The following is a 26,906-nucleotide window of genomic DNA, read 5'->3' on the forward strand; positions in this document are numbered from 1 at the left end:
GGCGTAGGGCCACCGGCGGTGAAGCGTGCCGATGCGGGCGTCCGCCTAACCGGTTCGCCCGAGGACCCGGCCAAGCGGCGAGCACGCGGCCGCACCTGAGCCGGCCCTCGGGCACCGGACGTCCGGCCACGAGCGCCGACCGCAAGCCCGCCCGGAACCACCGGCAGGCAGCGAGCACGCGAGACGCCGGCGTCGTCCCGCAGCCGGAACTCGGGCGCGGCCGGATGCGGGGCATGCCTCCTGGCCTTCCGAGGCCACCGGCAAGCAGGGCATCGAAGAACCAGCCGTCGAAGCGTGCGTCCTTGGACCGGACGGCGCGCGAATCCTGGCCCACCGGGCACCTCCGAGCAGCAGCGAGCACCCCAGGCACGCACACCGGGCCCCGACGCGTCCGCGTCATTCGGCCGGCCCGCCCCGGGTGGCGGCTGCCTGCGCTGCGATCCCAGCATGAACCATGAGCGAGCCACCCGACGGCTCCCCCTGGGAACCGGAGCACGACGCCTCCCCCATACGGCGCCCCGCACGCTCGGCCCGGACCCTCGCCGGCTTGGGCCGAGCGTGCGGATCTCCCGGCCTGCGGAGTGAGCCGCGCGTACGGCGGGGGGAATGACGTCCCGTGAGCCCCGAACCGCAGCCGGAACCCCGCGGCCCTCGCCGGCACATCTGGCTGCGTGTGCTCGTCCTGCTGCTCGCCCTGCTCGTGCCGGGCGCCCACGCCGAGGCCCTGACGGGGCCGACGGCGACCGTCTCCGGGGAGAGCACCACCGTCGAGTGCGACTTCCTCGACACGGTCCTGCGCCCACCGGCCCGGGGCGTATGCCGCACCGCCGCTCCCACGGCCCCCGCGCCGCTCCCCGAGCCCGCCCAGACCGCACGGCTCCCCCTGCCCGTACCGGCGGACCCGCCGTACGACCCCCGTCCCCTGCGTTCCGAGGTCCTGCGCTGCTGACAGGACCGGCCCGGCCCCGGTCCGTCCGTCCCGCACGGAACCAGAACGACGAGGAACGACGAGGAACCCAGCCATGCTCCAGGACCCGTACGCGGTCATGCGCGCCCTCCTGCGCGCGGAAGCCGCCCGCAGCGCCCACAAGCCCCACCCCCACTCCCGCCCGGACACCCGGAAGCCGCCGCAGCCCCCGAAGGGACCGGGACAGGGTCAGGGACAGGGAAGAGACCGCGGCTGACGCACGCGCACGGCGGAGGCACCCACGCCTCCGCCGTCACGCCGACCGGGCCGGCGACCTGAAGACGCCGCTCCCGGCCACCCGCTCCGCCATGCCCCTTTCGAGCGAATCAGGCGCGGGCAGGACCGGAGAAGGCGATGGTCTCGCGGTCCGGCATATTCACGCACCTGTTCCCGGTTCGTGCCGCCTTGTCTTGATTTTTTCAACGTCGCACTCGCTCGCCATGGCTGCGCCCGGAAGGTCTTGACCGGTAGGCTTTCCGTGTGATCTTCAAGCGCATCGGAAACGGCCGGCCGTACCCCGACCACGGCCGGGAAAGCACCCGGCAGTGGGCGGACGTCGCGCCGCGCCCGGTCCGCCTCGATCAGCTCGTGACGACCAAGGGTCAGCTCGATCTGGAAACACTGCTCGCCGAGGACTCCACGTTCTACGGCGACCTCTTCGCGCACGTCGTGAAGTGGCAGGGCGACCTGTACCTGGAGGACGGGCTGCACCGCGCGGTGCGGGCGGCACTCCAGCAGCGCCAGGTGCTGCACGCACGCGTGCTCGAACTGGACTGATCCCCGCCGGTCGCGGGTTGGCCCTTTCGGGTTCCGCTGGGCGACGTCGAATGATCATCTAGTAGGCATCGTCGCCCGGGCGCACTACGCTGCGCTCATGAGCATGCTGACTCCCCCCGGCATGGGCGGCAACTACCGCATCAAGGGCAACAAGTACCCCCGGATGCGCCGGCCCCGGCGGCGCGGCAGGCTCGTCGCCCTGACCGTCGCGTCCGTCGTCGTCCTCGGCGTGGGCGGCTGGGGCACGCTCCAGCTCATCGACGTCTTCACCGGCGGCGGCAGAAAGGCTTCGGCGGCCGGCGACGGGACGGACTGCGGCACCACGACCAAGGCGAGCCCCTCGCCCAGCGCCGAGCCCCTGCCCCAGCCGCGCACGATCACCGTCAACGTGCTCAACGCCACCACCCGCGCCGGCCTGGCGAAGAAGACCGCCGACGAGCTCAAGAAGCGCGGCTTCAAGATCGGCGACGTGGGCAACGCGACCAAGCAGTACGACAAGAAGGTCAAGGGCACCGGTCTGCTGCTCGGCCCCGCCGCCGCGCTCGACACCTCACTGCCCGTGCTCGGCACCCAGCTCCCGGGCGCCGAACGGCGCACCGAGGCGGCCCGCAAGGGCGCCGCCGTCGACCTCGTCATCGGGGACGGCTTCAAGGAGCTGGCGAAAAAGCCGGACGCCGACCGGGCGCTGACCAAGCTGGCCACGCCCGAGCCGGCGCCCACGACGAAGAACGGCTGCTGAGAGGCCCTCCGGACCCCTTACTCGGCCGCCCCGTACATGCGGTCGCCCGCGTCGCCGAGGCCCGGGACGATGTAGCCGTGCTCGTTCAGGCGCTCGTCGACCGAGGCGGTCACGACCGTCACCGGCGTGCCCGCGAGCTCGCGCTCCATGATCTCGACGCCCTCCGGGGCGGCCAGCAGCACCACGGCGGTCACGTCGTCGGCGCCGCGCCGGATCAGCTCCTGGATCGCCGCGACCAGCGTGCCGCCGGTGGCGAGCATCGGGTCGAGCACGTACACCTGACGCCCCGACAGGTCCTCCGGCATCCGCGTCGCGTACGTGGAGGCCTGGAGCGTCTCCTCGTTGCGGATCATGCCCAGGAAGCCCACCTCGGCGGTCGGCAGCAGCCGGACCATGCCGTCCAGCATGCCGAGCCCGGCCCGCAGGATCGGCACCACCAGCGGGCGCGGGTGGGACAGCTTGACGCCCGTGGTCCGCGCGACCGGCGTCTGGATGTCGACCTGTTCGGTGCGCACGTCACGCGTGGCCTCGTAGGCGAGCAGGGTGACCAGCTCGTCGGCGAGACGGCGGAAGGTCGCGGAGTCGGTGCGCTGGTCGCGCAGCGTGGTGAGCTTGTGGGCGACCAGAGGGTGGTCGACGACGTGGAGACGCATGTCCACAACATTAACCGGGCGGGGTACCCCGGACCGCACGGCGAGCACACGTGCGGCCGTCACCAGGTCGCCGGCGTCAAACGGCCCGTCCGGGGGAAAGCGGAAAGGACGGACTAGGGGTGGTGACCTGATGCCGGACCGGCAATTCCGAGATGATCCGCTGCCGCACATGTGGCCGGGGACGGGCCCGACACCCGACGGGACCGACGAGTCCGACGCCGAGCGCCGCCGGCGTCGCGCCCGGTTCCTGCGCGATCTGGCCGAGGCCCGGGCGCTGCGCGACCGCGTCCAGCCGCGCCGTGCCAAGACGGCCCGGCTGCGGCACGCCATGCGCATGCGCACCTTCCGCTGGTAGGAAACGGGTGGGAAAACCCCCGGCAAAGATCACGAACCGCGCGGAGGTTGTCGCGGGTGACCGTGCGTGGAGCGGGGCAAAGCCGCGTACGATCCGCAGGTGGCGGCAACGGGCGTGCGAGGAGAACTGCCCAACACAGGGAGCCGAAGACGTCCCCTGAACGCCTTGTTTCTGCCACGATTCCGAGTGGGTGGGGCTCGGACGAGCACTCCCCGCCCGTAACCTCCGCCGGGGGGACCCCCAACCGGCACGCCTAAGACCAGTGGGAGAGTCACGGTGTACTTCGCCGCACTGCTCGCGCGCACCGAAGACGGGTGGGAAGCGAGCGACACAGAGCTCGACGATGTGGAAACCCTGTCGGATCTGGCCGACCTGGCCCGTGAAGCCTCCCCCGACGAGGACACGGTGCTCGTGCTCATCGAGCAGGAGGACGCCTGGTTCGGCGTCGTCCGCGTGGACGGCGAGGAGGACCCTCGCATCTACGTCTCGGACGCCGCCGCCGCTGCCCGCAGCAGCTATGGCGAGATCCTGCTCACCGACGAGCTGCTGGGCCGCGATCCGGACGACGGGGACGTCCTCGACGCCCTCGACCTCGACGGCACCGAGGACGGTGAATCCGACGAGGACGACGATGACGCCGAGGACGGCGCCGGGGCCGCCGGCTCCGCCGAGTCCGTGCCGCACGGCCCGGTCGGCGACGCCATGATCCTGGACGACCTCGGCGTGAGCGAGAAGGAACTGCGCCTGATGTCGACGGACGCCGTCACCGAGATCGCCGAGTCCCTGGGCGCCTCGGAGACTCTGGAGACCGTCCGCTGACCGGTCGTGCCACCGCGGGGCCGCCGGACCCGGTCCGCGACCCCTGGCGGCCCGCGATGCGACTCGCCCTGGACGAGGCCGCCGAGGCCGTCCGGGGCGGGGACGTCCCCGTCGGCGCCGTCGTCCTGGCCCCGGACGGTACGACCGTGCTCGCGGCCGGGCACAACGAACGCGAGGCCGGCGGTGATCCGACGGCCCACGCAGAGCTCCTCGCCCTGCGGCGGGCCGCGGCCGCCCTCGGCGCGTGGCGGCTCGCCGGCTGCACCCTCGTGGTCACGCTGGAGCCCTGCACGATGTGTGCGGGCGCGATCCAGCAGTCCCGCGTCGACCGGCTCGTCTACGGCGCCCGCGACGAGAAGGCCGGCGCGGCCGGTTCGCTCTGGGACCTCGTCCGCGACCGGCGGCTCAACCACCGGCCCGAGGTGATCGAGGGCGTGCTCGCCGAGGAGTGCGCCGGGCTGCTCACGGCGTTCTTCCGGGGCCGCTGAATACCGATTTCAAAGCACGCGGCTCCTTGCTGTAAGGTCTCCCTCGGTAGCGTGTCCGAGCGGCCGAAGGAGCTCGCCTCGAAAGCGAGTGTGGCGCAAGTCACCGAGGGTTCAAATCCCTCCGCTACCGCTTCAGAAGGGCCCCGTCGACAGGCGGGGCCCTTCGTGCGATCAGCCTCTTCGTGTGCTCGGCCCTTCGTGCGATCATGTGCGCTGCATGGGACGCCAGTGACAGGGGAGGCCGCGATGGCGGTGAACGCGAAGAAGGTCGCCGTCTACGCCCTCGTGGTCTTCGCGCTGTACGTGATCATCACGGACCCGAAGACGGCGGCTGACTACGTCCTTATAGGGTTTCAGGGCATATCGGACGCCGCCGGGGCCCTCGGCGACTTCGCCACGTGGGTCGCAAAGGGAGGAAAGTGATGATCCGCCACCTGGTGCTCTTCAGACTCAACGAGGGCGTCGAGCGCGACGACACCCGGGTCGTGAAGGGCGTCGAGGCCTTCCGCGCACTGGAGGGCACGATCCCCGGGATCCGCTTCTGGGAGCTCGGCTGGAACGTCAGCGACCGCCCCATCGCCTACGACTTCGCCATCAACTCCGCCTTCGACGACGCGGACGCGCTGCGGCGCTACGTGGAGCACCCGGACCACCAGGCGGGTGTCGCGCTGTGGCGGGAGTTCGCCACGTGGGTGATCGCGGACTACGAGTTCTGAGTCCCGGCCGGTCCGTTCGCTTCGAGCCCCCTGTCAGTGCGACAGGGGGCTTCTGTGTGACGTGAGTTCATTTATGCGCCATTCATCCCTCAACACGTAGTTATGGGGTGCTTGCACACAGTGGACATGTCTTGTGATGCTATGACCGCTTTTGATGGAAGAGTGGAACGATGAGTTGACCTGACGAGGTGGAGTTGACCGTGCTGGCCAGTACCGCACCTCAGGCACCCACCTCGGAAGCCCCGGACACCACGGAAGCCGCGGAAACCACGGAAGCCGCGGAAACCGCCCCACCCGCTCCCCAGCGGAGCCGCGGGGCCGACACTCGCGCTCTCACCCAGGTCCTCTTCGCACAGCTCAAGGAGCTCCAGCCGGGCACCCCGGAGCACGACCGCGTACGCGGGGCGCTCATCGAGGCCAATCTCCCGCTCGTGCGCTACGCGGCCGCCCGGTTCCGGTCCCGCAACGAGCCGATGGAGGACGTCGTCCAGGTCGGCACCATCGGGCTCATCAACGCCATCGACCGCTTCGACCCGGACCGGGGCGTGCAGTTCCCGACGTTCGCGATGCCGACGGTCGTCGGCGAGATCAAGCGGTACTTCCGCGACAACGTCCGCACGGTCCACGTGCCGCGCCGGCTGCACGAGCTGTGGGTGCAGGTCAACAGCGCGACGGAGGACCTGACGACCTCCTTCGGGCGCACCCCGACGACCTCGGAGATCGCCGCGCGGCTGCGCATCACCGAGGACGAGGTACTGTCCTGCATCGAGGCCGGGCGGTCGTACCACGCGACCTCCCTGGAGGCCGCGCAGGAGGGCGACGGGCTGCCGGGGCTGCTGGACCGGCTCGGGTACGAGGATCCCGCGCTGGACGGCGTGGAGCACCGGGATCTCGTACGGCACCTGCTCGTTCAGCTGCCCGAGCGCGAACAGCGGATCCTGCTGCTGCGGTACTACAGCAATCTCACGCAGTCCCAGATCTCCGCCGAGCTCGGCGTCTCGCAGATGCACGTGTCGCGGCTACTCGCGCGTAGCTTCCAGAGGTTGCGGTCTGCGAACCGCATTGACGCGTAACCGCAAACACGAGCGAGAGGTCACCGCGAGGAGGGAATCGCTCATCAGGGCGGTTGCCGACAGTTGAGAGCCGATAAGCCGTCAGACCCCTTGTTTGCAGGGCGTATTCGCGTCTCAGATGTCGACATGTCACTACAGCGTGTTGCCGACATGTGACATTCTGCGGGAAGCGCGTTTGCCAGAGCTCCGGCTCCGGTATTCAGGTGAAGGCTGCGTTCCTCAAGCGGGGGCGTTCGCCGCGACCGTCCCGCGACCCAAAGGGGGTGGCATGTCCGCAGAACAGGGCAGCTCGAAGGTGCTCACGCTCGCGGAGAGCGAGACAGCTCCCCATGCTCTCGACTCACTCGGCCCCATCGATGACGTACCGGCCCTCCCGGCCGAGCCCGTCCCGGTCCTTCCGGCTGCGGGCGCCATCGACACCCGCACCCTGTCCCGCTCCCTGTTCCTGCGGCTGGCCGCGCTCGACGAGGACAGCCCCGAGCGTGCGTACGTCCGTGACACGCTCATCGAGCTCAACCTCCCGCTCGTGCGGTACGCCGCCGCCCGGTTCCGGTCCCGCAACGAGCCGATGGAGGACATCGTCCAGGTCGGCACGATCGGGCTGATCAAGGCGATCGACCGGTTCGACTGCGAACGGGGCGTGGAGTTCCCGACGTTCGCGATGCCGACGGTGGTCGGGGAGATCAAGCGGTTCTTCCGGGACACCTCGTGGTCGGTGCGGGTGCCGCGCAGACTGCAGGAGCTGCGGCTCGCCCTGACCAAGGCCAGTGACGAGCTCTCGCAGAAGCTGGACCGCTCGCCGACGGTCACCGAACTCGCCTCCGTGCTGGGCGTGTCCGAGGAGGACGTCGTCGACGGGCTGGCGGTGGGGAACGCCTACACGGCGTCCTCGCTGGACTCGCCGGCGCCGGAGGACGACGGCGGCGAGGGGTCGCTGGCGGACCGGCTGGGGTACGAGGACACCGCGCTGGAGGGTGTGGAGTACCGGGAGTCGCTGAAGCCGCTGCTGGCGAAGCTGCCGCCCCGTGAGCGGCGGATCATCATGCTGCGGTTCTTCGCGAACATGACGCAGTCGCAGATCGGCGAGGAGGTCGGCATCTCGCAGATGCACGTCTCCCGGCTGCTGACCCGGACGCTGGCGCAGCTCCGGGAAGGCCTGATCTCGGACTGACGGACATGCGGCGCGGTCACTGTGGCCGCGCCGCCGTATGCCGGTGAGTGCTTGCGCCTGACGCCGGGTGGTGGGTCGGGGCCGCGCCGGGGGGTGTCCGTCCTCGGAACGGCGCGATGGACCTACTTACCGACTGACTGGCGTTGACGCGCCAACCGCTGCGGGCGGACACCCCCCGACACGTCCCCTTGCGCCGTCCGGCGGGTGCGGGCCGCCCCCGCTGCGGGCATGCGTGCCGCTCAGGGCGGCACGGGTGGGCGATGGGGGTCCCCCTGCTCGAGCGAAGCCGAGAGCTTCGGGGAGGAACCCGCTACGCCGGGCTGCGGACCCACCCGGCCTCAGTACCCACGCCGAGTACTCGGCATCGGCAGCGTTACGCCAGTGCCAGCCAAGCCACCGCCGCGATGACCGCCACGGCGACCACGACGCCGAGGATGAGACCGATACGCGGCCCGCCGCTGGACGGGGCCGCCGCCTGACGGCCCTGCGGGGCCTCGTCGACGAACGCGCGGAACATCTGGGTGCTGCCGGCGGGGTCGTGATTGCCCTGCGGGGCCTGGTTGTTAGCCATGGCCCGAGACCCTAGCGAAAACGCCGGGGCTCCCCAAGTGGGGGTTGGGGTTCCGATTCGCCCTGACCGCCCCCTGCCGCCGGGCTCGTCACCAGCACGTTTACTCCCGCAATACTTGCCTTTGCCAACTTTTTGGGTCTACACCTCTTCTTTTATTTGCCTTCAGCAACCAACAGCTTCTACGGTTGCCCTAAGCAACGAAAGCGGGAGGTGTCATGGCCGAACAGGCGCAGTACGAAGAGCTGGTCCGCCAGTTCAGCGCCTTCGGCGCCGTGAAGCGGGAGCTCGGCCGGATCATGCCCGCCGAGTGCCCCGGCGGGTCGGCGGCCGTCCTGACGCTGCTGGGACGCCACGGCGACATGCGCATGAGCAAGCTCGCCGAGCTCCTGGCGGTGGACATGTCGGTCACCAGCCGCCACGTCGCGCACGTCGTGGCCCGGGGCTGGGTCGAGCGCTCCCCCGACCCCGCGGACAAACGCTCACGCATCCTGCGCCTCACACCCGCGGGCCACACACAGCTCGACGAGCTGTCCCGGCGGACCACCGAGGTCCTCGCCGAGCGCCTGAGCGACTGGTCCGACGAGGACGTCGGCCGGCTCACCAGCCTCATGGCGCGGCTGAGGGAGAGCTTCGACTGCCGGCCCGGGACCCGGGCAGCGCCGGCCGCTTTCGACCAGACCACCCGTACACCCGCAAGCACGTAAGAAAAGGAAGCCCATGGCAACGACCACACCAGCCGGTGTGCGGGCTCATGCCAAGCACGGGGGAGGCTCCCACGGCTCCTCCGGCGACGGCGCTCCGATGACGCACCGGCAGATCATGGAGGCCCTCACCGGCCTCCTGCTCGGCATGTTCGTCGCGATCCTGTCGTCGACGATCGTCTCCAACGCCCTGCCCCGGATCATCAGCGACCTCGGCGGCGGCCAGAGCGCCTACACCTGGGTCGTGACCGCGTCCCTGCTGACGATGACCGCCTCCACCCCGCTGTGGGGCAAGCTCGCCGACCTGTTCTCCAAGAAGCTGCTGATCCAGTTCGCGCTGGTCATCTTCGTGCTGGGTTCGGCGGCGGCCGGCATGTCCCAGAACCCGGGCATGCTCATCACGTTCCGCGCGGTCCAGGGCATCGGCATGGGCGGTCTGTCCGCGCTGGCCCAGATCATCATGGCGGCGATGATCTCGCCACGTGAGCGCGGCCGGTACAACGGCTACCTCGGCGCCACCTTCGCCACCGCCATGGTCGGCGGTCCGCTGGTCGGCGGTGTCATCACCGACACCGACTGGCTCGGCTGGCGCTGGTGCTTCTACGTCGGCGTGCCCTTCGCCGTGATCGCCCTGATCGTGCTGCAGAAGACCCTGCACCTGCCCGTGGTCAAGCGGAAGGTCAAGGTCGACTGGGCCGGCGCCTTCTTCATCACGGCGGCCGTCTGCCTGCTGCTGGTGTGGGTCACCTTCGCCGGTGACAAGTACGACTGGGTGTCCTGGCAGACGTACGCGATGGTCGGCGGTTCGCTGGTGCTGCTGGCGGTGTTCGTCCTCGTCGAGGCGAAGGCGAGCGAGCCGATCATCCCGCTGCGGCTGTTCCGCAACCGCACCATCGCGCTGGCCTCGCTGGCCTCGCTGTTCGTCGGTGTCGCGATGTTCGCGGGGACCGTCTTCTTCAGCCAGTACTTCCAGCTGGCCCGCGACAAGTCGCCGACGATGTCCGGCGTCATGACGATCCCGATGATCGCGGGTCTGTTCATCTCCTCCACCGTCTCCGGCCAGGTCATCACCCGGACCGGGCGCTGGAAGGGCTGGCTGGTCGGCGGCGGCGTGCTGGTGACCGCGGGCCTGGGCCTGCTGGGCACGATCCGGTACGACACCGAGTACTGGCACATAGCGATCTTCATGGCGCTGCTGGGTCTCGGCATCGGCATGATGATGCAGAACCTGGTGCTGTGCACGCAGAACCAGGTGGAGCCGGGCGACCTGGGCGCCGCCAGCTCCACGGTGACCTTCTTCCGGTCCCTCGGCGGTGCGGTGGGCGTCTCCGCCCTGGGCGCGGTCCTGGGCAACCGGATCACCGACTACGTCAAGGACGGCCTCACCGACCTCGGCCCCAAGGGCGCGGCCCTCGGTCACGCCGGCACGGGCGGCGGCGGCATACCCGACCTGAGCACGATGCCCGCGCCGATCCGCACCGTCGTGGAGAGCGCCTACGGCCACGGTGTCGCGGACGTGTTCCTCTACTCCGCCCCGCTGGCTCTGCTCGCGCTGCTGGTGTCCCTGTTCATCAAGGAGGTCCCGTTGAAGACGAAGGGCGGGCTGGCGCAGGCCGCCGACACGGAGACGCCGGCCGTGGCTCCGGCTGAAGCCGTCGCGGCCTCCGAAGCGGAGAAGGCCGTGCCGAGCTGGGCCGTGGCCGACGCCGAGTCCGGGCCCGAGGGAACGCAGCGGCTCGCCGCCGTCGCCACGGTGGTGCGTGCCGAGGAGGCCTCCGGAGGCGTCCCGGTCCGCGGTTTCGTCCGCGGGAACGAGTCCGCGCCCGTGCCGCACGCCGCCGTCACACTGATCTCGCTGGCCGGGCGTCAGCTGGGCCGGTCCGTGGCGCAGGCCGACGGCTCGTACGCGGTGGACGCCCCGGGCTCCGGTTCGTACGTCCTGATCGCCTCCGCCGACGGCTTCCAGCCGCAGGCCTCCACGGTCGTGGTGAACGGCGAGCCGGTCGCCTACGACATCCTGCTCAGCGGCACCAGCGGGCTGACCGGCCTGGTGCGGGCCGCCGAGAGCGGGCAGCCGGTCAAGGACGCCATGGTCATCGTGACGGATGTGCGCGGCGACCTGCTGGCCAACGGGACCACGGGTGAGCAGGGCGAGTTCTCCTTCGCCGAGCTGGTGCCGGGAGCGGTGACCGTCGCTGTGAACGCCGCCGGGTACCGGCCGCGCGCCCTGCCCGTCGAGGTGGGCGGCACCGGGGTCACCCGGGTCGAGATCGACCTGGACGCGGGCGCCCGCGTCCAGGGTGTCGTCCGCGCCCCGCACGGGCCGCTGGCCGACGCCCGGGTGACGCTGGTCGACCAGGCGGGCAACGTCGTCGGCTCGGCCACGACCGGGACGGACGGGGCGTACGCCTTCACCGACCTGGACGGCGGCGAGTACACCGTCATTGCCACGGGCTACCCGCCGGTGGCCACCGCCCTGACGGTCACGGGCGCCGGCACCGACGCCCACGACATCGAACTCGCCCACCCCGGCGAGTAGTACGGACCCCGGCCCGTGGCAGGTGGGCGCGCTCTGAGCGGAGGTGCGCCCCCTGTCGCGGGCCGGTTTCTTTCTGAGGAGCAGTTGAGATGGGACTGACCGCGAGGATCCGCACCCGGGACGGATGGGCCGTGTCGCACGCGGTCGTCACGGTGGCGGACATGACCGGCGCGCAGGTGCTGCGGGCCGAGGCCGACGCGGAGGGTGCCGTACGGGACGCGACGCCGATGGAGCCGGGGGCGTACACCGTCATCGTCACGGCCGTGGGCTACGCACCCGCGGCCTCCAGCGTGATCGTGACCGCGAGCGGGCGGGCCGAGGTCGGCACCGTGACGCTGGCTCGGCAGGGCGGCACCGAGCTGCCGCCGCCCGGGCCGTGGACCGTCGACCCGGTGCACTCCAGCGTGGCCGCCGTGGCCCAGCACCTGGGCATCTCCAGCGTGCACGGCCGGTTCACGGAGTTCTCCGGCTCGATCGAGATCGCCCCGGACGACGTCACCAAGTCGCGCGTGGAGGCGGTGATCCGGGCCGCTTCCATCGATACCGGCAACGGCATGCGCGACGGGCACCTGAAGTCGCCGGACTTCCTGGACGTCGAGCGGTTCCCGGAGATCACCTTCCGGTCGACGGGGCTGACGGCGGCCGGGTCCGACCGGTGGACCGTCCACGGCGAGCTGGGCATGCACGGGGTCGTCCGGCCCGTGGACCTGGATCTGGCCTACCTCGGCACGGGCCCGGACCCGTGGGGCGGCACCCGGGCGGCGTTCCGCGCGACGACCGAACTGCACCGCGAGGATTTCGCGATGAACTACAACCAGGTCCTGCAGGCCGGCATCGCCGCCGTCGGCACGACGCTGAAGGTGGAGCTGGACATCCAGGCCGTGCTGGGCGGGTCACTTCCGGCGGTGTGAGTCCGGCGCGGACACCCGTGCCACCAACTGGCTGCACAGGTCCCGGAGTTTGACGTTCCGGTCCTGCGAGACCCGGCGCAGCCGCTCCAGCGCGATCCGTGCGTCGATCCGCTCCCGGGCCATCAGGATGCCGACCGCCTGGTCGATGACGCTGCGGGAGAGCAGCGCGGTGCGCACATCGGCCGCCGACTGGCGCCGGCGTTCGATCCGCAGCGCCACGCCGATCGCGTCCCCGGCCCGGGCCGCGAAGGCACGGGCCGCGTCCCGGCCCGTGTCCAGCGCCCCGGCCCGCACCCCGTAGTAGTTGAGCGCGGCGCCGCTCTCGCCCTCCACGGCGATCGGCACCGCCAGCACACAGCGGACGCCCGTCGACAGCGCGTACCGCGTGTACGACGGCCAGCGGGACTCCTCGGCGAGATCCGGGGCGTACTGTTCCTCACCCGTCTCGGCCGCGTCCACGCAAGGTCCCGAGCTGTTCTCGTACTGGCGCAGGTCCAGGCCGCTGGGCATGCCGTCGCTGCCGGCCAGGGTGAGCAGCCGGCCCGCGCGGCGCACGGTGATGCTGCACGCGTCCGCGCCGGGCACCTCCTGCACCGCGCGGTCGGTCAGATCCCTCAGCAGGGTGTCGAGACCGCTGCTGCGCACCATCGCCTGGTCCAGCGTGTCGGACGCTTCGGAACTCATGACCGTACGGGTATCCCGTCACCGGCCGGACACGCCCCCGACGTAATCCACCTCACCTCAGGGGGTGTTGTGCGCACCGACGATCCGGCGGGCGAGGTCGCGCAGTTTCACGTTCTCCCGCTGGGAGGCCCGCACCAGGCTCTCGAAGGCCGCGGAGGCGTCGATGCCCTGGCGTTCCATGAGGATGCCGGTGGCCTGGCCGATCAGGTCCCGGGTGTGCATGGCCTCGGTGAGCTGCTCGCGCACGGTCGCCGAGTCCAGGGCGATGCTGACGTGCGCGCTGAACAGCCGGCCGACGCGCGTGGCCTCCTCGTCGAAGACGCCCGGCTTGCGTGCGTACGCCGTGAGGACGGTCAGCCGGCGGCGGTCGGCGCGCAGCCGCAGCGACAGCGCGGAGCGCAGCCCCAGCGCCGCGAGCACGTCCCAGCCGTCGTCCGCCTCGCTGTCCGTTATGCCAGCCACCGGGCTGTTCCACAACTCGTCCCAGAGGCCGTGCTGTTCGCGGCCGGTGTGCCGGGACTCGGCGGAGCGCACGACCTCGTCGGTCCAGGCGAGCGTGCGGAGCTTGTTGCCACGTTCGAGCACGGAGATGCCGGCGTGCTCGGCGCCCGGCATGAGGTGCACCGCCAGCCGGACCGCCGTGCGCAGGGCGCTGTGCGGCGTGAGGGTTTCGTGCAGCTGCTGAGAAGCCACCGTGAGGGCCTCGGCCAGCTCGACGCCAGCCGGAATACGGGGCAAATCAGGAAACTCGGACGCAGCCACCACGAACCTCTTCGGCATGCACGGCCATGGCCGTGCGCAGGAGAGCTCCGCAGCACATTCCCGACTGCGAGCACAGGACGGACAGCACTCTAACTGTTCGGTTGCCTCCAAGTGACGCCCGGCCGACGACGCTGCGGGGCGCTTCCACCACCCGCCCCCCGCATGGTGGAATGGCGCCACGGGTCAGGAAGCGGCCTTACCGGAAACCGGACGAACGTCTGCCAGGTGAGTGCCGTGACCTTCTTCACGAATCCCACAGAACCGCGCGACCTCCCCGGTCGCGTCCACCTCACGATGCCCGCCGAGATCGACTTCTGCAACGCGGCGGAGCTGCTGCCGCTCGTCCTGTCCGCGGCCGGGGCCCGGGAGGACCGGCTGGAGGTTCTCGTCCTCGACCTGAGCACGACCTCTTTCATGGACTCCCAGGGCGTCCGCCTGATCAACGACGTGCGGCACCGGCTGCCTCCCGGGGCCGTGGTGCGTCTCGTGGCCCGGCCGGAGGGGGTCACGGGGCGCGTCCTGGAGCTGACCGGCCTGCGCCGGGACGTCCCCGTGTACGACGACCTCGCCGAAGCCCTGGCGTCGTAGGCTGCCGCACATGGCACCGAACATCGCGACGAACACCCGCGTCTCCCTGGACGAGTTGCTCGACTTCGTCCGCCCCCGCCACCACGCGATCCTGCTGACCCGCAGGGCCGACGGCGGCCCCCAGGGCTCGCCGCTGACCTGCGGTGTCGACGACTCCGGCCGGATCGTGGTCTCCACCTACCCGGAGCGCGCCAAGACCCGCAACGCCAAGCGGGACCCTCGCGTGAGCCTGCTCGTGCTCAGCGACGACTGGAACGGCCCCTGGGTGCAGATCGACGGCACGGCCGAGGTCGTCGACGCCCCCGACTCCGTCGAACCACTCGTCGAGTACTACCGGAACATCGCCGGAGAGCACCCCGACTGGGACGAGTACCGCGCGGCCATGCTCAAGCAGGGCAAGTCGATCATCCGGATCACGCCGGAGCGGTGGGGGCCGGTGGCGACCGGCGGGTTCCCGGCGCGGCTGGTCGAAGGGGAGTAGGCCGGCCCTCCGCCGGGTCAGGCCCCGCCAGGTCAGCCCTCCGCTTCGGCTTCCCGCTCGCGGGTGACCATCGCCTCGATGCCCGCGATCAGCAGCTCCAGCGCGAACTCGAAGTCACGCTCCAGCATCTCGGCGACCGTGTCGCCGCCGCGGGCCGCCATGATCTCCCGCGACTCCTTCAGGACGTCGGCGGCCTGCGGGGCGGCGGTCACGGCGCTCAGGGCCTGCTGGAAGTACTCGTCGACGCTCATGCCGCCGGCCGTGGCCCGGGAGGCGAGGTGGCCCTCCAGGGTGCCGTAGCCGTAGACGAACTGGAAGACGGCCGAGATCGCGCTCGTCAGGCGTTTCGCGGGCAGGCCGGTCCTGCGGACGACGCGCTGGACCACCCGGGAGAACGCCAGGTTGTTGGGGCCGATGTTGAGGAAGACCCCGACCAGCGCGGACACCCAGGGGTGCCGCACGAGCAGCGTCCGGTACTCCCGGGCGAGCGCCCGCACCTGGTCCCGCCAGTCCTCACCGGCGTCCGGATCGGGCAGCCGCACCTCGCCCATAGCCCGGTCCAGGGCCAGTTCGAGCAGGTCGTCCTTGGTGTCGACGTACCAGTAGACGGACATCGCCGTGACGTTCAGCTCGCCGGCCAGCCGCCGCATCGAGAACTTGGCCAGGCCCTCTGCGTCCAGCAGCCGCACGGTGACCTCGATGATGCGCTCCCGGTCCAGCCCCGAGGGCTGCCCGCCACCGCGCCGCCGGTGCGCCGTGCCCTCCAGCCAGACGCTGGACCGCGACTGATCCTGCCGGGCGGCTTTCGCCATGGCGCACCTTCCTCGATCTTCCAACGCCGCTCATGCTAGAGGGGCCGTCTTTCAGGGGCGCGGGGCTGTGCCGATGTGCGGGTCCGCCGCGTGGGTGCGATCCACCACGACGGACCCGCACCCGCGCGCCGGCGACAGCCCCGAGCTCCTAGGCGGACTCTGCCCGCTCAGCACGCCGAAGCAACGCCGCCGCGACCAGCCCGCCCGCCAGCACGGCAACCGCCCCCACCAGCTGACTGGTCTCCAGGCCGGTGGCGAACGCGTCGGAGATCCTGGCCTTCTCCTCGGCCGAGTCCGCCGCCGCCAGCGCCGCCGGCAACGACGCCGCGGACACGGCGACCAACGACGCGAACCGCGAGTTGAGCACCGCCCCCAGGACGGCGACGCCCAGCCCGTTGCCGAATTCCGCGAGCGTCCCGTTGATCCCCGCTCCCACCCCCGCCTTCTCCGGCGGTATCGCGCCCATGATCGCGTTGGCCATCGCCGGCATGGACAGCGCCACACCCGCCCCCATCACGACCAGGCCGAGCAGCATGCCCTCGTACCCGTGCCCTCCGAGCAGCGCGATCGCCGCCAGCCCCGCGGACACCAGGGTCATACCGAGCGCGATCGCCGCCGGCGTGCCCGCCTTGAGGACCAGCTTCGCCCCGACCCCCGTGAAGTTGAGCGCGACGACGGTCAGCGCCAGCGGCGCCGTCCGCAGCCCGGCGTCCAGCGGCTCGTAGCCGAGGACGAACTGCAGGTGCTGGGTGAGCAGGAACAGCGACCCCGTCATGCCGAACGCCACGAGGATCGCGCCCGCGACCGCGCCCACGAACCTCTGGTTGCGGAAGAAGTGCATGTCGAGCATCGGGTGCTCGGTGCGCAGCTCCCACAGCACGAACAGGCCGAGCACGGTCACGCCGATCAGCGCCGAGACCAGCACCTGCGCGGAGGTCCAGCCGTGCTCGGGCCCGGTGATGATCGCGTACACGACGGCCGTCATGCCGATGGTCGAGAGCACCGCGCCGAGCAGGTCGGGCCGGTCGCCGGCCTTGTGCTTGGACTCCGGCACCAGCGCCGCGACCGCGACCAGGCCGAGCAACGCGACCGGGATGTTGATCAGGAAGATCGCGCCCCACCAGAAGTGGTTCAGCATCACGCCGCCGATCAGCGGTCCGGCCGCGAAGCCGAGCGAACTGACCGTCGACCACAGCGCGATGGCCTTCACCCGCTCCTGGTCGTCGAAGATCTGCACGACGACCGCGAGGATCGTGGTCATCAGCAGCGCACCGCCGACGCCCATGCCCGCGCGGGCCGCGATCAGCTGGCCCGGGCTCTGGGAGAGCCCGGCCGCCAGCGAGCCCAGGCCGAAGATCGCCAGGCCCGACATCAGCAGCAGCTTGCGGCCGTAGCGGTCGGCGGCGTTGCCCGCGGTGAGCAGCAGGCCCGACTGGACCAGTGCGTAGGCGTTCATCATCCACTGGACGTCGGCGGTCGTCGCGTCCATCTCGCGGGTGAGCGAGGGGATCGCCACGTTGAGGATCGTGTTGTCGAGCAGCACGGTGAGCTGCGCGAGGCAGATGACACCGAGGATCAGCCAGCGTTGCGGGTGGCTTCCGTGGGCCGTCTGCGGCGCGGCCGTTTCCTGGGGGGACGTCGTCATGCTGTACACCGTAGAACAGTTCCTATACGGCGTACAACAGCGTTTCGGCGGGGACGGCGAAGGGCGGTGGCTTTCGGCCACCGCCCTTCGTCCGGTCAGGGACGTGTCAGCTGCTCGCCTTCTGGGTGAGGTCGTAGAACGTGGCCGAACCGACCGTGACCTTCTTGAAGGTGGCCTCGACCCAGGACGTGATCTGGGAGGAGGTGCCGTCGCTGCTGCCGCCCATGCCGCCGCCCATGCTGCCCGAGGCGATGAAGTAGTGGATCTTTCCCTCTGCCACGTACTTCTTGAACTGGGCCAGGGTCGGGGACGGGTCCGTGCCGTTGAAGCCGCCGATCGCCATCACCGGGTCGCCGGTGGACAGCTGGTAACTCGCCGCGTTCTGGGCACCGATGGCCGCGGCGGCCCAGGTGTACCGGTCGGCGTCGGTCTCCAGCAGTTTCTTGGCCTCGGAGCTGACACTGGCGCCGTTGAGCAGGCCGCCGACGCCGCCGCCTCCGCCCATACCGCCCGTACGACCGCCATCCCCGTTCTGCTGGTTCGGACCCTGGCCCTGCTGGTTCGGGCCGCCGCCCGGGAAGCCGTTGCCCTGCCGGCCCTGGGTGTTGCCGTTTGGCTGGTTCGGGCCACCGCCCGGGAATCCGCCCCCGCCGGGACCGCCGCCACCGCCCGGTCCGCCCCGGCCGCCCGCGACCGCCGGGCCTGCCGTGACGATCGAGCCGGTGTGCCCCTCGCTCACCGTGGTGAGGGTGTACGCCGCCGGACCGGCCAGCGCGGCGACGAGGCCCAGCCCGGCCGCTCCGAGGGCCAGCCTGCGTCCCAGGCGGCCGGCGAAGATCAGGCCGAGGGCCGCCGTCAGACCGCCGGCCAGGACGAGGTACTTGAGCCAGGGCAGGTAGTCGGAGGAGCGGTTGAGCAGGACGTACCCCCAGGCCGCGGTCGCCGTCATCGCGGCGGCCAGGGTCAGCGACGCCCACGCCTTGTCCCGCTTCTCCCAGAGCAGGGCCGCGCCCATGCCGACCAGCGGGGCGATGTAGGGGGCGAGGGCGACCGTGTAGTACTCGTGGAAGATGCCCTGCATGTAGCTGAAGACCACCATGGTGGTGAGCAGCGCGCCGCCCCACACCAGGAACGCGCCGCGGGTCGCCGAGGTCCGGCGGGCTCTGCCGGTGGCCACCAGCCCCGCGACGAGCAGGATCAGCGCGGCCGGGATCAGCCAGGAGATCTGGCCGCCGATGGAGGAGCCGAACAGCCGGTCCCAGCCGGTCTCGCCCCAGGCTCCACCGCCGTCGCCTCCCCGACCGCCGCCTCCGACACTGCCGGTCTCGTCGCCGTTGAGGCGCCCCAGGCCGTTGTAGCCGAAGGTCAGTTCGAGGAAGCTGTTGTTCTGCGAGCCGCCGATGTACGGGCGGGAGGACGCGGGCCAGAGTTCGACGACCGCGACCCACCAGCCGCCGGAGACGACGATCGCGGCGAGGCCCGCGGCCAGTTGGCCGATCCGCTTCTTCACCGGCACGGGGGCGCAGACGCCGTAGACGAGGGCGAGCGGCGGCAGGATCAGGAAAGCCTGGAGGGTCTTCGCGAGGAAGGCGAAGCCGATCGCGCCACCGGCCCACAGCAGCCACTTCGTGCGGCCGTCCTCCAAGGCACGGATGACGAGCAGGCAGGCCACCGCCATCAGCAGCGCCAGCATCGCGTCGGGGTTGTTGAAGCGGAACATGAGTGCGGCGACGGGGGTGAGCGCGAGGACGGCACCCGCGATGAGCCCGGCAGCCGGGCTGAACCGGCGGCGCACGGCCGCGTACACGACGGCCACCGTGCCGACGCCCATCAGGACCTCGGGCGCGAGGATCGCCCAGGAGCTGAGGCCGAAGAGCCGCACGGAGAGGGCCATCGGCCACAGCGCGGCCGGGGGCTTGTCCACGGTGATGGCGTTCGCCGCGTCCAGCGAGCCGAAGAAGAACGCCTTCCAGGACTGGCTGCCCGCCTGAACGGCCGCGGAGTAGAAGGAGTTGGCGTAGCCGGAGGCGCTCAGGTTGCAGAGGTAGAGGACGGCCGTCGCCAGCAGCAGGGCGAGGAAGGCCGGGCGGGCCCAGCGGGGGTCCTCGGGGCGGCCGCGCCACAGCCGTTGCGGGAGGGGCCGGGCCGGGGCACCGGCGTGCGCCCCGGATGCCGGGCCGGGGCTCGTGCCTCTGCCGGTTGTCTGCTGGTCGAAGTGGACGGTCATCGCGAGTCCCTCGCATCGGTGTCGTGCGGGCGCACCGGCAGCAGCTGCGCGGTGGCATCCCGCCAGGAGTCCGCGACTTCACCGGCGCGGAAGGGGGTGGTGTCGTACGCGGGTGAGGGGGCGCGCACCGGGTCGTACGAGGGCGAGGCGGCACGCGCCGGGTCGTCCTCGCGCCGGTCCGGGAACACCCACGCCCGGAAGAGCAGGAAGCGCAGCACGGTGGCGGCGAGGTTGGCCGCGACGAGGACGGCCAGTTCGGTGGAGTGGGCGGGCTCGGAGGTCGCCGCGTTCAGTGCCGCGAGCGAGCCGCTGGTCAGGGCGAGTCCGATGCCGAAGACCACCAGACCCTGCGCCTGGTGCCGGACGGCCCCGCCCCGCCCGCGCACCCCGAAGGTGAGCCGCCGGTTGGCCGCGGTGTTGGCGACCGCCGAGACCAGCAGGGCGAGGGCGTTGGCGGTCTGGGAACCGGTGAACACCCGGAAGCCGCTGTACAGCAGCAGGTAGAAGAGGGTGGACAGGGCGCCGACCACGCAGAACCCGACGAGCTGGCGGGCGAGTCCCTTCGGCACGTCCTCGATGTCCCGGTCGCGCGGGTCGTCACCGAACGGCCGGGCGAGCCGGTCCAGCGGCAGCGAGCCGGTGGCCAGCGCCCGGCCGACCCGCCACACGCCCTTGAGGTCGTCGGTCGCGGTCTTGACGATGTGCACGGTCGAGTCGGGGTCGTCGACCCAGTCGACCGGCACCTCGTGGATCCGCAGCCCCGCGCGCTCGGCGAGCACCAGCATCTCGGTGTCGAAGAACCAGCCGGTGTCCTCGACGAGCGGCAGCAGTATCTGCGCCACGTCCCGGCGGATCGCCTTGAAGCCGCACTGGGCGTCCGAGAACCGCGCCTGGAGCGAGCCGCGCAGGATGAGGTTGTAGGCCCGGCTGATGAACTCCCGCTTGGGCCCGCGCACCACCCGGGAACTGCGCGCCAGCCGGGAGCCGATCGCGAGGTCGGAGTGGCCGGAGATCAGCGGCGCCACCAGCGGGAGCAGGGCGTTGAGGTCGGTGGACAGGTCCACGTCCATGTAGGCGAGGACCGGGGCGTCCGAGGCGGACCACACGGCCCGCAGGGCCCGGCCGCGCCCCTTCTGCTCCAGACGGAAGGTGGTCACCTCGGGGATCTGCGCCGCCAGTTGCCGCGCCACCTGCGGGGTGGTGTCCGTGGAGGCGTTGTCCGCGATCGTGATGCGGAACGCGTACGGGAACGTCCGGTCGAGGTGCTCGTGCAGTCTGCGGACGCACGGCTGGAGGTCCTTCTCCTCGTTGTAGACGGGGATCACTACGTCCAGGACAGGCGTACCGGCTGGTGCGGCCGGGAGGTGCTCCCGCGCCGGCAGGGTGCCGGGAGAAGAGTCGGTTCGCATGGAACCGACTGTCGTCAGGCGCCCTGTTGTGCCGATGTGGTGACGCTGTGGCGTGCCTGTGAGTGCTGCTGCCGGCTCATGTCCGGCTGCGGCTGGAACGGCAGCGCGGGCAGGTGCACCGTGAACACGGTCCGCCCGGGCACGCTGTCGACGGTCACGGCACCGCCGTGCGCGCTCGCCACGGCCTGCACGATGGCGAGGCCGAGACCGGTCGAGCCCGTCGCGCGGGAGCGCGCGGAATCGCCCCGCGCGAACCGCTCGAAGACGTGCGGGAGCAACGCGGGCGGGATCCCCTGCCCGTCGTCCTCGACGTCCACGCACAGCCAGGTCCCGCGCCGCTGGACGCGGGCGGTGACGGTCGTGCCGGGCGGTGTGTGGGTGCGGGCGTTGCCGAGCAGGTTGATCAGCACCTGTTGCAGCCGGGCCGCGTCCGCGGACACGAGCGCGGGCTCATCGGGCAGGTCGAGACGCCAGTTGTGGTCCTGGCCGGCCGCCCGGGCGTCGCTGATGGTGTCCACGACGAGCGGGACGAGGTCGGTCTGCCCGAACTGGAGCGGCCGTCCCGCGTCGAGCCGGGCGAGCAGCAGCAGATCCTCCACGAGGAGGGTCATCCGGCCCGCCTCGGACTCGATCCGGCCCAGCGCGTGCCGGGTGTCGGGCCCGACCTGCTCCCTGCCGCGTCGGGTGAGTTCGGCGTAGCCGCGGATGGAGGCGAGAGGTGTTCTCAGTTCGTGACTGGCGTCGGCGACGAACTGCCGGACGCGCGTCTCGCTCTGCTGCCGTGCGTGGAGCGCCCCGTGGACGTGGTCCAGCATCCGGTTGAGTGCGGCACCGACCCGGCCGACCTCGGTGTGCGGGTCGGTCTCGGAGTCGGGGACCCGCTCGCTGAGGTTCACCTCGCCGGTGTGCAGGGGCAGTTCCGAGACGCGGGTGGCGGTGGCGGCGACGCGGCGCAGGGGGCGGGTGGCGACGCCGACCAGGACGTGACCGGCGAGACCGGCGGCGGCGAGACCGGCACCCGTGACGCTGAGTTCCACCAGGATGAGAGTGCTGATGGTGTTGTCGACGTCGGCGGTCGGGATGGCGACGTAGTAGCTGCCCTTGTCGCCGCTCTTGAACTCGACCCGGTAGTCGCCGAGCCCCGGGAGGTCGACGGTTCTCGGATCCTCGGGGGTCTGCGGCAGGGAGGCGAGCGCGGCGGTCTGGGCGGGGTTCAGCGTCCGGGCGCTCACCTGGTAGTTGTCGTCGGACACGCCGTACGCGGAGTCCGTGATCCGGCCGCCCTCCACCTTGGCGACGACCGTACCGCCCGGTTGGGGCCCCCGCGTGACGAAGTCGCTGAGGCTCTCCCTCTTCTTCCCGGCGGGCCCGTCGTCCCCGTCCGGGCCCGGTTCCCTGGGCGGGCTCTGCGCGGCCCTGGACGCGGCCGCGCCGAGCTGCCCGTCCAGTTGCTCGTAGAGGTGGGACTTCAGCGCGAGCGTCGTCACGGTCCCGATCACCGCGCACACCACCGCGATCAGCACCACGGACGCGACGACGAGCCGTGTCCGCAGCGTGCGCGGCTTGCCTGCCCACCGCCTGCCCGCCCGCTGCTGCGTACGCGGCCGCCGTCGCCCGCTCATGAGGCCGCGGGCTTGATCAGGTACCCGGCGCCGCGCCGCGTGTGGATCATCGGTTCGCGCCCGGCGTCGATCTTCCGCCGCAGATAGGAGATGTAGAGCTCGACGACGTTGGCCTGGCCGCCGAAGTCGTACGACCACACGCGGTCGAGGATCTGCGCCTTGCTGAGCACGCGCCGCGGATTGCGCATGAGGAACCGCAGCAGCTCGAACTCGGTCGCGGTCAGGTGAATGCCGTCCCCGGCCCGGGTCACCTCGTGGCTGTCCTCGTCGAGGGTGAGGTCCCCGACGACCAGCACGGATTCCGAACGCCGGTCGGCGGCACCGGAGCGGCGTATCAGCCCGCGCAGCCGCGCGACGACCTCCTCCAGGCTGAACGGCTTCGTGACGTAGTCGTCCCCGCCCGCCGTCAGTCCGGCGATCCGGTCCTCGACGGCGTCCTTCGCGGTGAGGAAGAGCACCGGCACGTCCGGCAGCTCGCGGCGCAGCCGCCCGAGCACGGCCAGCCCGTCCATGTCGGGCAGCATCATGTCGAGGACGACGGCGTCGGGCCGGAAGTCGCGGGCGGCCTGTATCGCGCCCGTGCCGTCACCGGCACTCCTGATCTGCCATCCCTCGTAGCGCAGGGCCATGGACAGCAGCTCCGTGATCGACATCTCGTCGTCGACCACCAGCACGCGGACGGGGCTCCCGTCCGGCCTGAGCAGTTCGGTGCGCCCCTGGGGCGAGGTCGTGGTCATGTGAGCACGATGTCGGGGAGCTCTGAGAACACGCTTTCGGCAACCTGTGATTTCTCTGAGAAACACACAGGCGCTTTCCCAGGCAATGCCTGGGAAAGCGCCGGACGGATCAGAACAGCCCGTCCTGCACGCCGGCCGCCTCCTTGAACTGCCGGATCGGCACGGTCGGTTCACCCGCCGCGGCGGGCACCAGGCCCCACCCCGTCATCAACCGCGTGTCCAGCACCACCACCCCGCCTCCGGTGGCCAGATGCAGATCGGGCCCCGCGGCCGCGACCAGTTCCCCGCCGACCACGCCCCCGGCGACGAGCTCGCTCACCTGCCCGACGGCGACGGGCAGTCCCCCGAGCCCGAAGACCCCCACGTGATCGACGACCCGCAGCGGCTCCCGGACGAGCGACTCCGGCCACGCGGGGAGCGCGACCGCCCGCTCGTACAGCTCGGCCACCTCACGGGCCCGGTCGGCGGCGGTCTCCGGCAGGGCGGCCCGGACCGCCCGCTTCTCGGCGTACGGGATCCGGTCGGGCACCCGCAGGGCGGCCCGCAGCAGCTCCTCCGTACGCCGCGCGGCCATGAGCGGACCGAGGCCGAGCCAGCTGAAACAGACCGCGCCTTGCTCCAGGAGCCGTGCGGAGCCCCGCGCCTGCGCCGTGATCCCGACCTTGACCATGCCGGGTCCGAACCACGCCAGATACACGTGGTACGGCCGGGGGTCGTCGGCGATGGTGTCCGCCGCCACGGAGTGCGCCCGGTCCAGCCGCGCACACTCCTCGCACCGTGCCCCCGTACTGCGCCCCGGCACGGCCGCACCGACCGGGCAGGTGTGCCCCCGCGCCCCCACGCAGATGCGCACACCCCCCTCCGCGACCCCGAAAGCCACGCGTTTCCCCCGGGTCAGCGCACTGCGCCGGCCGCCGTCCCACACCAGCACGGGGCCGTCCGCCGACCACCGCAGCCCCGAGCACTTCCATGCCTGTGCCATCTCTGCCGAGGGTAGGGGGCACCACTGACAATGCGGGGCGGCGGCCGGTGGGGAGCGCAGGTGGTCAGCTCCGGTGGTCTGCGGCTGTGGTCAGCGCTCCTGGTCAGCGCTCCTGGTCAGCTCCGGTGGTCAGCGGCTGTGGTCAGCGGCCTCAGCGCACGGAGTCGGCCCCGGCGGCGGCGACGGTCTCCGGCTGGCTCTCTCGCTGGGCCGACATGACCGGCACCACCACACGCGCGCCACGCCCCCGTCGGCCGGCCGGCACGCCAGGCACTCCGGGTGCCCGCCCGGAGCCGCCGAGTCGCGGACCCGCCAGTCCCACTCCGCCCGGGGCCGCAGACCCGGCCCCTTCCCCCACCCGGCGAGATGCAGGGCCCAGGTGACGAGCAGGCTCACGACCCCGATCGCCAGGCCGCCGGCGATCAGCACGCCCGAGACCCTGATGACCCCGCACCTCTTCGCGGACTACTCCCCGGACGAGATCGCGGTCCTGCACGACTGGTTCACCCGCGCGAGCACGCTGGCGGCGAACTACGTGGAGGAGCACTGCCGCCCGGACTGACCGGAGGCCCCGGCGCCGCGCGACCCGCCTGGGGAACTGCCGCCTCCCCTACCTGGGCTGCCGGGAGTGCCGGCTCGACCGTCGGCGCACGGTGAAGACACAGGCGAGCATCCCGAGAGCCCAGGCGATCAGGAGAGCTCCCCACAGCGGCATGGTCACGATCGGCACGAGAAGGCGGATCTCGACATCCGAGCGGTTCTCGAAGATGAAGACCAGAGCGACCGCGGTGATCAGAACGACCGGCACGAGGCGGCGAACGCCGGGCCGGGCGAGGAACGGCTGGCGCGCCTTGTGATCCGGGCCGGTCCGAGCCATGGAACACCTCTCCCTCACGTCACCCCCGATTCCAGCGTCCCCTTCCTCGGCGCGGCCCGCCACCTACGGAGAGGAGACGGGCTGGAGCGACGTGTGATTCAGGCATCCAGCGCTGCCCAGGCGTCGGCCTCTACCGCCACTCCAGGACGTCCCCCACGCTCAGCGCCCTGGCCGCGCCCCTTGCTGCGATCTTCTTCGGGGTTGCGCCGGGGGTGATGGCGGAGACGAAGAACTCAAGCCGGGTGCCCTGGAGCGAGGCGAAGATCAGTTGTTTTCCGTCCGGTGAGATGGCCCGCACGGTGGTCTTCCGGTCCGTCGCCGGGATGATCGGATCACCCAGGGCACCCTTTGCACCCTTTGGGAGATCCGCCGTGCCGTCGAGCCGAGAAGTGTCCAGCGTCCAGAAGGAGTTCCTCCGCTCCGGATCGTCGGCCTCGTCGAGTCGGGGGCCGCACAGCACGGTCACGTCGTCGACCCAGCCGTAGGGGTAGCAGTCGGCCTCGTAGGGAATGCCGGTTGCCTTCGCCCCGCCGACCTTGAACAGCGCACTGCGCTGCGGCACGTCGGCCACGCTGAAGCCCCGCCCCGTGATGAAGCTCGTCGCCTTGCTCCCGTCGTGACTGACGCGGACTTCCTTGCCGAACAGCCCGCGCACCGGGTCACCCGCGAGTGCGAGGCCGGCTCCGTCCAAGTAACGGCCGTCACCGCCCCCCTGTTCGGTCACCGCGTGGTCTCCCGAGACGGCACGGCCGGCGATCCGCACACGATCCGAAGAGTCGGTCTCGGTGAACCAGACCGCACTGCCGTCCTGGGCGAAGACGGCGTTCTCCTCCCTGGGCGCGTCACCGAAGTCCTCGCTCTGTTCACCGGACAGCCTGGTCAGCTTGCCGCTGGTGTCGACGTAGCCCACCCCTGTCGACTCGGTCTCTCGATCGATGAGAACGACGGCCATCCGGGAGAAGTCCTTGTCGAAAAGTTGCCGCAGCCGGGTGGCGGCGACGGGACGCGGCCCCTCTTCGGACGCGCCGACACCGGGGAAGTTGTCAGCGCACAGCTCCACGAGCGGGGAGGCGACGTCGTCGGCCTCCGCGACCACGGCCTCGGCCGGGACGGTGAAGGTCCGGGAGACGGTCCGTTTCCACGTGGTCGGATCCCAGCCCGTGACCGTCACGCCGGCCGGATTGCTCGCGGGCACGGAACACGAGGCGGTGACGATCACACCCTTGTCCGGGAAGTCCCCGCCCCCCTGGTCCGCGCTCTTGCCCCCGCCCGGCTGTCCGGCAGTCGCCTGAGCGCCCTTGGCATCGGAGCCGGTGTCGTCACTGCCCCCGCCACACCCCGCCACGAGCGGAAGCAGCACCGTGGCGACAGCCAACGCAGCCATGCCCCCGCCCCGCCGACGGCCTCCATACCCCTGTGTTCTGCCCACGCCTGTGTCCCCCTCGCGATGTCCTGCCCAGCAGCGGACACGTGATCGTAGTGGGAACTGGCGCGAGGGGCGGTGGAGTTACGGTCGAGGCGCAGTGGGGTGTTCATGAACCCCGGTCCGTCGTGGTCACGGCCGAGCAGAGCCAGATCCTTGCAGCCCACCGCTGAGGGT

Annotated in this window: 29 protein-coding genes, 1 tRNA gene and 1 pseudogene; 17 read left to right on the top strand and 14 right to left on the bottom strand. The window is 71.4% G+C overall.

All coding sequences use genetic code 11. The annotated features are described in order from the left end of the window. Positions 1-616 precede the first annotated feature (616 nt). From OO68_RS19980 to OO68_RS19990, 3 genes are all read left to right on the top strand, one after another. The gene (locus tag OO68_RS19980; protein ID WP_051814731.1) at positions 617-949 is read left to right on the top strand and encodes a hypothetical protein; all 333 of its coding nucleotides are present in this window, start codon (positions 617-619) and stop codon (positions 947-949) included. A 498-nt stretch (positions 950-1,447) separates the two neighbouring features. Next, a complete protein-coding gene (locus tag OO68_RS19985) occupies positions 1,448-1,744 on the top strand; it encodes a type II toxin-antitoxin system VapB family antitoxin (RefSeq protein ID WP_003999914.1) in 297 nt (98 codons plus the stop codon). Positions 1,745-1,865: 121 nt separating this feature from the next. Next, the gene (locus OO68_RS19990) at positions 1,866-2,483 is read left to right on the top strand and encodes a LytR C-terminal domain-containing protein (protein ID WP_033309775.1); all 618 of its coding nucleotides are present in this window, start codon (positions 1,866-1,868) and stop codon (positions 2,481-2,483) included. A 17-nt stretch (positions 2,484-2,500) separates the two neighbouring features. Here OO68_RS19990 and upp read toward each other — a convergent pair whose 3' ends face one another. Further along, a complete protein-coding gene (gene upp / locus OO68_RS19995) occupies positions 2,501-3,136 on the bottom strand; it encodes a uracil phosphoribosyltransferase (protein ID WP_033309776.1) in 636 nt (211 codons plus the stop codon). Positions 3,137-3,266: 130 nt separating this feature from the next. Here upp and OO68_RS20000 point away from each other — a divergent pair, with 130 nt between their 5' ends. The 8 genes from OO68_RS20000 (at position 3,267) to OO68_RS20035 (ending at position 7,758) form a co-directional block, all read left to right on the top strand. Further along, positions 3,267-3,491, top strand: coding sequence for a hypothetical protein (locus OO68_RS20000; RefSeq protein WP_033309777.1), 225 nt, complete (start codon positions 3,267-3,269; stop codon positions 3,489-3,491). A gap of 276 nt (positions 3,492-3,767) precedes the next feature. Continuing rightward, entirely contained in the window at positions 3,768-4,310 is a 543-nt protein-coding gene (locus tag OO68_RS20005) for a tRNA adenosine deaminase-associated protein (RefSeq protein ID WP_033309778.1), read from the top strand. A gap of 56 nt (positions 4,311-4,366) precedes the next feature. Next, positions 4,367-4,798 carry a tRNA adenosine(34) deaminase TadA gene (gene tadA / locus OO68_RS20010; protein WP_033309779.1) on the top strand — a complete coding sequence of 144 codons (432 nt, stop codon included), beginning with the start codon at positions 4,367-4,369 and terminating at the stop codon, positions 4,796-4,798. 45 nt (positions 4,799-4,843) lie between these two features. Continuing rightward, positions 4,844-4,928, top strand: a tRNA-Ser gene (locus OO68_RS20015). A gap of 116 nt (positions 4,929-5,044) precedes the next feature. Continuing rightward, positions 5,045-5,221, top strand: a complete 177-nt coding sequence (locus OO68_RS45535) for a hypothetical protein (protein WP_030850257.1) — start codon at positions 5,045-5,047, stop codon at positions 5,219-5,221. Then, entirely contained in the window at positions 5,221-5,514 is a 294-nt protein-coding gene (locus OO68_RS20025; RefSeq protein WP_033309780.1) for a Dabb family protein, read from the top strand. Before OO68_RS45535 ends, OO68_RS20025 begins: the two co-directional genes overlap by 1 nt. Before the next feature lie 200 nt (positions 5,515-5,714). Beyond that, on the top strand, positions 5,715-6,587 hold the full coding sequence (locus OO68_RS20030) for an RNA polymerase sigma factor SigF (protein ID WP_033309985.1): 873 nt from the start codon (positions 5,715-5,717) through the stop codon (positions 6,585-6,587). A gap of 268 nt (positions 6,588-6,855) precedes the next feature. Next, positions 6,856-7,758 carry an RNA polymerase sigma factor SigF gene (locus OO68_RS20035; protein ID WP_033309781.1) on the top strand — a complete coding sequence of 301 codons (903 nt, stop codon included), beginning with the start codon at positions 6,856-6,858 and terminating at the stop codon, positions 7,756-7,758. A 373-nt stretch (positions 7,759-8,131) separates the two neighbouring features. Here OO68_RS20035 and OO68_RS20040 read toward each other — a convergent pair whose 3' ends face one another. After that, a complete protein-coding gene (locus OO68_RS20040; protein ID WP_033309782.1) occupies positions 8,132-8,329 on the bottom strand; it encodes a hypothetical protein in 198 nt (65 codons plus the stop codon). Between the two features lie 215 nt (positions 8,330-8,544). Between OO68_RS20040 and OO68_RS20045 the strand changes: the two genes are divergently transcribed. The 3 genes from OO68_RS20045 to OO68_RS20055 all read left to right on the top strand — a co-directional run bounded on the left by OO68_RS20045 (position 8,545) and on the right by OO68_RS20055 (position 12,480). Further along, positions 8,545-9,033, top strand: coding sequence for a MarR family winged helix-turn-helix transcriptional regulator (locus tag OO68_RS20045; protein ID WP_033309783.1), 489 nt, complete (start codon positions 8,545-8,547; stop codon positions 9,031-9,033). A 97-nt stretch (positions 9,034-9,130) separates the two neighbouring features. Beyond that, a complete protein-coding gene (locus OO68_RS20050) occupies positions 9,131-11,569 on the top strand; it encodes an MFS transporter (RefSeq protein ID WP_033309784.1) in 2,439 nt (812 codons plus the stop codon). An 89-nt stretch (positions 11,570-11,658) separates the two neighbouring features. Then, on the top strand, positions 11,659-12,480 hold the full coding sequence (locus tag OO68_RS20055; RefSeq protein ID WP_033309785.1) for a YceI family protein: 822 nt from the start codon (positions 11,659-11,661) through the stop codon (positions 12,478-12,480). Here OO68_RS20055 and OO68_RS20060 read toward each other — a convergent pair. Continuing rightward, positions 12,463-13,164: a GAF and ANTAR domain-containing protein gene (locus OO68_RS20060; RefSeq protein ID WP_033309786.1), complete on the bottom strand. Its 702-nt coding sequence runs from the start codon at positions 13,162-13,164 to the stop codon at positions 12,463-12,465. The genes OO68_RS20055 and OO68_RS20060 overlap by 18 nt on opposite strands. A gap of 57 nt (positions 13,165-13,221) precedes the next feature. Continuing rightward, positions 13,222-13,944, bottom strand: a complete 723-nt coding sequence (locus OO68_RS20065) for an ANTAR domain-containing protein (RefSeq protein ID WP_051814732.1) — start codon at positions 13,942-13,944, stop codon at positions 13,222-13,224. A 207-nt stretch (positions 13,945-14,151) separates the two neighbouring features. Between OO68_RS20065 and OO68_RS20070 the strand changes: the two genes are divergently transcribed. Both OO68_RS20070 and OO68_RS20075 read left to right on the top strand, forming a co-directional pair. Beyond that, entirely contained in the window at positions 14,152-14,514 is a 363-nt protein-coding gene (locus tag OO68_RS20070) for an STAS domain-containing protein (protein ID WP_033309788.1), read from the top strand. A gap of 10 nt (positions 14,515-14,524) precedes the next feature. Beyond that, on the top strand, positions 14,525-14,995 hold the full coding sequence (locus tag OO68_RS20075) for a PPOX class F420-dependent oxidoreductase (protein ID WP_033309789.1): 471 nt from the start codon (positions 14,525-14,527) through the stop codon (positions 14,993-14,995). A gap of 32 nt (positions 14,996-15,027) precedes the next feature. On the opposite strand, the gene OO68_RS20080 is transcribed toward OO68_RS20075, so the two are convergent. The 8 genes and pseudogenes from OO68_RS20080 to OO68_RS47730 all read right to left on the bottom strand — a co-directional run. After that, entirely contained in the window at positions 15,028-15,807 is a 780-nt protein-coding gene (locus tag OO68_RS20080) for a TetR/AcrR family transcriptional regulator (RefSeq protein ID WP_033309790.1), read from the bottom strand. Positions 15,808-15,955: 148 nt separating this feature from the next. After that, entirely contained in the window at positions 15,956-17,452 is a 1,497-nt protein-coding gene (locus OO68_RS20085; protein WP_033309986.1) for an MFS transporter, read from the bottom strand. Positions 17,453-17,558: 106 nt separating this feature from the next. Next, positions 17,559-19,679, bottom strand: coding sequence for an ArnT family glycosyltransferase (locus tag OO68_RS20090; protein WP_033309791.1), 2,121 nt, complete (start codon positions 19,677-19,679; stop codon positions 17,559-17,561). Further along, complete coding sequence (locus tag OO68_RS20095) at positions 19,676-21,088, bottom strand: bifunctional glycosyltransferase family 2/GtrA family protein (protein ID WP_033309792.1); 1,413 nt, start codon at positions 21,086-21,088, stop codon at positions 19,676-19,678. The genes OO68_RS20090 and OO68_RS20095 overlap by 4 nt, the downstream gene beginning before the upstream one ends. Positions 21,089-21,102: 14 nt before the next feature. Further along, positions 21,103-22,710 carry a sensor histidine kinase gene (locus OO68_RS20100; RefSeq protein WP_033309793.1) on the bottom strand — a complete coding sequence of 536 codons (1,608 nt, stop codon included), beginning with the start codon at positions 22,708-22,710 and terminating at the stop codon, positions 21,103-21,105. Next, positions 22,707-23,447 carry a response regulator transcription factor gene (locus tag OO68_RS20105; RefSeq protein WP_033309794.1) on the bottom strand — a complete coding sequence of 247 codons (741 nt, stop codon included), beginning with the start codon at positions 23,445-23,447 and terminating at the stop codon, positions 22,707-22,709. Before OO68_RS20105 ends, OO68_RS20100 begins: the two co-directional genes overlap by 4 nt. Positions 23,448-23,556: 109 nt before the next feature. After that, entirely contained in the window at positions 23,557-24,429 is an 873-nt protein-coding gene (locus OO68_RS20110) for a DUF2797 domain-containing protein (protein ID WP_078625376.1), read from the bottom strand. A 243-nt stretch (positions 24,430-24,672) separates the two neighbouring features. Further along, positions 24,673-24,879 (bottom strand): annotated as a pseudogene (locus OO68_RS47730) (HGxxPAAW family protein); the annotation flags it as partial. Between OO68_RS47730 and OO68_RS48740 the strand changes: the two are divergent. Further along, complete coding sequence (locus OO68_RS48740) at positions 24,809-24,991, top strand: hypothetical protein (protein WP_051814734.1); 183 nt, start codon at positions 24,809-24,811, stop codon at positions 24,989-24,991. The pseudogene OO68_RS47730 and the gene OO68_RS48740 overlap by 71 nt on opposite strands. Positions 24,992-25,039: 48 nt before the next feature. On the opposite strand, the gene OO68_RS20120 is transcribed toward OO68_RS48740, so the two are convergent. Together OO68_RS20120 and OO68_RS43135 are read right to left on the bottom strand one after the other, a co-directional pair. Then, positions 25,040-25,306, bottom strand: a complete 267-nt coding sequence (locus OO68_RS20120) for a hypothetical protein (protein ID WP_033309796.1) — start codon at positions 25,304-25,306, stop codon at positions 25,040-25,042. 130 nt (positions 25,307-25,436) lie between these two features. Next, positions 25,437-26,690 carry a hypothetical protein gene (locus OO68_RS43135; protein ID WP_157852739.1) on the bottom strand — a complete coding sequence of 418 codons (1,254 nt, stop codon included), beginning with the start codon at positions 26,688-26,690 and terminating at the stop codon, positions 25,437-25,439. Between the last annotated feature and the right edge of the window lie 216 nt (positions 26,691-26,906).

The organism is Streptomyces iakyrus (assembly GCF_000717055.1).
GTDB lineage: Bacteria > Actinomycetota > Actinomycetes > Streptomycetales > Streptomycetaceae > Streptomyces > Streptomyces iakyrus.

What these genes read in the sequence shown, in the direction of transcription:
- OO68_RS43135 (WP_157852739.1), bottom strand. Translation starts at nt 26,690, where the DNA reads ATGGCTGCGTTGGCTGTCGCCACGGTGCTGCTTCCGCTCGTGGCGGGG.
- tadA (WP_033309779.1), top strand. Translation starts at nt 4,367, where the DNA reads ATGCGACTCGCCCTGGACGAGGCCGCCGAGGCCGTCCGGGGCGGGGAC.
- OO68_RS45535 (WP_030850257.1), top strand. Translation starts at nt 5,045, where the DNA reads ATGGCGGTGAACGCGAAGAAGGTCGCCGTCTACGCCCTCGTGGTCTTC.
- OO68_RS20060 (WP_033309786.1), bottom strand. Translation starts at nt 13,164, where the DNA reads ATGAGTTCCGAAGCGTCCGACACGCTGGACCAGGCGATGGTGCGCAGC.
- OO68_RS20095 (WP_033309792.1), bottom strand. Translation starts at nt 21,088, where the DNA reads ATGCGAACCGACTCTTCTCCCGGCACCCTGCCGGCGCGGGAGCACCTC.
- OO68_RS20090 (WP_033309791.1), bottom strand. Translation starts at nt 19,679, where the DNA reads ATGACCGTCCACTTCGACCAGCAGACAACCGGCAGAGGCACGAGCCCC.
- OO68_RS20120 (WP_033309796.1), bottom strand. Translation starts at nt 25,306, where the DNA reads ATGGCTCGGACCGGCCCGGATCACAAGGCGCGCCAGCCGTTCCTCGCC.
- OO68_RS20110 (WP_078625376.1), bottom strand. Translation starts at nt 24,429, where the DNA reads ATGGCACAGGCATGGAAGTGCTCGGGGCTGCGGTGGTCGGCGGACGGC.
- OO68_RS20040 (WP_033309782.1), bottom strand. Translation starts at nt 8,329, where the DNA reads ATGGCTAACAACCAGGCCCCGCAGGGCAATCACGACCCCGCCGGCAGC.
- OO68_RS20000 (WP_033309777.1), top strand. Translation starts at nt 3,267, where the DNA reads ATGCCGGACCGGCAATTCCGAGATGATCCGCTGCCGCACATGTGGCCG.
- OO68_RS20035 (WP_033309781.1), top strand. Translation starts at nt 6,856, where the DNA reads ATGTCCGCAGAACAGGGCAGCTCGAAGGTGCTCACGCTCGCGGAGAGC.
- OO68_RS20100 (WP_033309793.1), bottom strand. Translation starts at nt 22,710, where the DNA reads ATGAGCGGGCGACGGCGGCCGCGTACGCAGCAGCGGGCGGGCAGGCGG.
- OO68_RS19990 (WP_033309775.1), top strand. Translation starts at nt 1,866, where the DNA reads ATGGGCGGCAACTACCGCATCAAGGGCAACAAGTACCCCCGGATGCGC.
- OO68_RS20065 (WP_051814732.1), bottom strand. Translation starts at nt 13,944, where the DNA reads ATGCCGAAGAGGTTCGTGGTGGCTGCGTCCGAGTTTCCTGATTTGCCC.
- OO68_RS20025 (WP_033309780.1), top strand. Translation starts at nt 5,221, where the DNA reads ATGATCCGCCACCTGGTGCTCTTCAGACTCAACGAGGGCGTCGAGCGC.
- OO68_RS20045 (WP_033309783.1), top strand. Translation starts at nt 8,545, where the DNA reads ATGGCCGAACAGGCGCAGTACGAAGAGCTGGTCCGCCAGTTCAGCGCC.
- OO68_RS20080 (WP_033309790.1), bottom strand. Translation starts at nt 15,807, where the DNA reads ATGGCGAAAGCCGCCCGGCAGGATCAGTCGCGGTCCAGCGTCTGGCTG.
- OO68_RS20085 (WP_033309986.1), bottom strand. Translation starts at nt 17,452, where the DNA reads ATGACGACGTCCCCCCAGGAAACGGCCGCGCCGCAGACGGCCCACGGA.
- OO68_RS20075 (WP_033309789.1), top strand. Translation starts at nt 14,525, where the DNA reads ATGGCACCGAACATCGCGACGAACACCCGCGTCTCCCTGGACGAGTTG.
- OO68_RS20050 (WP_033309784.1), top strand. Translation starts at nt 9,131, where the DNA reads ATGACGCACCGGCAGATCATGGAGGCCCTCACCGGCCTCCTGCTCGGC.
- upp (WP_033309776.1), bottom strand. Translation starts at nt 3,136, where the DNA reads ATGCGTCTCCACGTCGTCGACCACCCTCTGGTCGCCCACAAGCTCACC.
- OO68_RS20105 (WP_033309794.1), bottom strand. Translation starts at nt 23,447, where the DNA reads ATGACCACGACCTCGCCCCAGGGGCGCACCGAACTGCTCAGGCCGGAC.
- OO68_RS20055 (WP_033309785.1), top strand. Translation starts at nt 11,659, where the DNA reads ATGGGACTGACCGCGAGGATCCGCACCCGGGACGGATGGGCCGTGTCG.